Origin of the sequence: Bergeriella denitrificans NBRC 102155, from assembly GCF_001592185.1 — a bacterium.
In the GTDB taxonomy this organism is placed as follows: Bacteria; Pseudomonadota; Gammaproteobacteria; order Burkholderiales; family Neisseriaceae; genus Neisseria; species Neisseria denitrificans.
Genome location: NZ_BCWL01000312.1, coordinates 1 through 1,551 on the forward strand (window position 1 = coordinate 1; position 1,551 = coordinate 1,551).

Sequence of the window (1,551 nt, forward strand, 5' to 3'; positions counted from 1 at the left end):
AAATTGACGCACCGACTATAGTGCGGCATCAAGGCCGGAAAGCCGTCTGAAAACGCCCCGAGCAGGCAGGCGCACAAGTGCCGGTTTTTCAGACGGCCTCGGGCGCAAAGCCAAACCGGCCGGCGCATCAACCGTAATTACCCCAAGCATGGAGCAAACAAAAGATGTATCACGATATCAGCATGTGGGATCAAAAATGGGTCATCGGCAACTGGAAAATGAACGGCCGCCTGCAAAATAACAACGCCCTCATGCACCGTTTCCGCGTCATGCCCTCCGCCGAGCGCGTACTCATCGGCCTGGCCGCCCCCACCGTATACCTGCTCCAGCTGCACAACGCCATGCAGATTGTACTCAACAACCGCATTCTCACCTGCGCCCAAGACGTCAGCCGCTTCCCTGACAACGGCGCCTACACAGGCGAAGTGTCCGCCGAAATGCTGGCCGACATCGGCACCGACATCGTACTCATCGGCCACTCCGAGCGCAGCCTTTATTTTGGCGAAAAAAACGAAATCCAACGCCTTAAAATGGAAAACGTGCTCAAAGTCGGCCTCATTCCCCTATTGTGCGTCGGCGAAAGCCTCGAAGAGCGCGAAGCAGGGCAGGAGCAAGACGTCATCGCCCACCAACTCAGCATCCTGCAAGGTCTCGACACCAAAGAAATCGCCGTCGCCTACGAGCCTGTATGGGCCATCGGCACCGGCAAAGTCGCCACCGTAGAACAAATTGCCGACATGCACGCATTTATCTACAAACACATCTTGTCATTGTGCGGAAGCGATGTTAAAATCCGCATTCTTTACGGCGGAAGTGTGAAAGCAGAAAACGCAGCAGATATCTTTGCCGTTCCCCATGTGGATGGCGCATTAGTCGGCGGCGCGTCACTTTCCTACGACTCATTTACCGCCATTATTGATGCCGCACAGGCCGCTTAGAAAGTTATGGAAGCCTTTAAAACCATTATTTGGATTTTTAACATCATGTCCGCCCTGGCCGTCATCGTACTGGTACTGCTCCAGCACGGCAAAGGCGCAGACGCAGGCGCCACTTTCGGATCGGGCAGCGGCAGCGCGCAAGGCGTATTCGGCTCCGGCGGCAACGCCAACTTCCTGAGCCGCTCCACCGCCATCGCCGCCACCATATTTTTCGCCACCTGCATGGCCATGGTCTATATCCACTCCAACACCACACGGCACGGATTAGACTTCAGCAACGTGCAGCAAAGCGTACCCGCGAGCCAAAGCGTACCCGCCAACACAAATACCGCACCTGTTGCACCCGCATCCTCAGCGCAACAGTAACACAACCTAAAGTTTCAAATTGCCGACATGGTGGAATTGGTAGACACGCTATCTTGAGGGGGTAGTGGCCACAGGCTGTATGAGTTCGAGTCTCATTGTCGGCACCATATTGAAAAAAACCTGCTGAAAAGCAGGTTTTTTTTACGTCCGAATAGCAGTCATAAGGATTTCTGTTGTTTAGAAATGTTGACGACGCTACATTTCTAAAAGCCTGAACATGTAAGGCGGGGTTGCTACCCCAAACCCC

Annotated in this window: 2 protein-coding genes and 1 tRNA gene; all 3 read left to right on the top strand. The window is 54.1% G+C overall.

Features of this window, described 5'->3' with window-relative positions:
- The first annotated feature begins 164 nt into the window (after positions 1-164).
- The 3 genes from tpiA to BDE01S_RS10485 all read left to right on the top strand — a co-directional run bounded on the left by tpiA (position 165) and on the right by BDE01S_RS10485 (position 1,411).
- The gene (gene tpiA, locus BDE01S_RS10475) at positions 165-938 is read left to right on the top strand and encodes a triose-phosphate isomerase (protein WP_066081298.1); all 774 of its coding nucleotides are present in this window, start codon (positions 165-167) and stop codon (positions 936-938) included.
- Positions 939-944: 6 nt separating this feature from the next.
- Positions 945-1,304, top strand: a complete 360-nt coding sequence (gene secG, locus BDE01S_RS10480) for a preprotein translocase subunit SecG (protein ID WP_066081301.1) — start codon at positions 945-947, stop codon at positions 1,302-1,304.
- Positions 1,305-1,325: 21 nt separating this feature from the next.
- Positions 1,326-1,411: transfer RNA gene (locus tag BDE01S_RS10485), tRNA-Leu, on the top strand.
- The last annotated feature ends 140 nt before the right edge of the window (positions 1,412-1,551 follow it).

Coding starts and splice junctions, on each gene's coding strand:
- tpiA (WP_066081298.1), top strand. CDS start 165: ATGTATCACGATATCAGCATGTGGGATCAAAAATGGGTCATCGGCAAC.
- secG (WP_066081301.1), top strand. CDS start 945: ATGGAAGCCTTTAAAACCATTATTTGGATTTTTAACATCATGTCCGCC.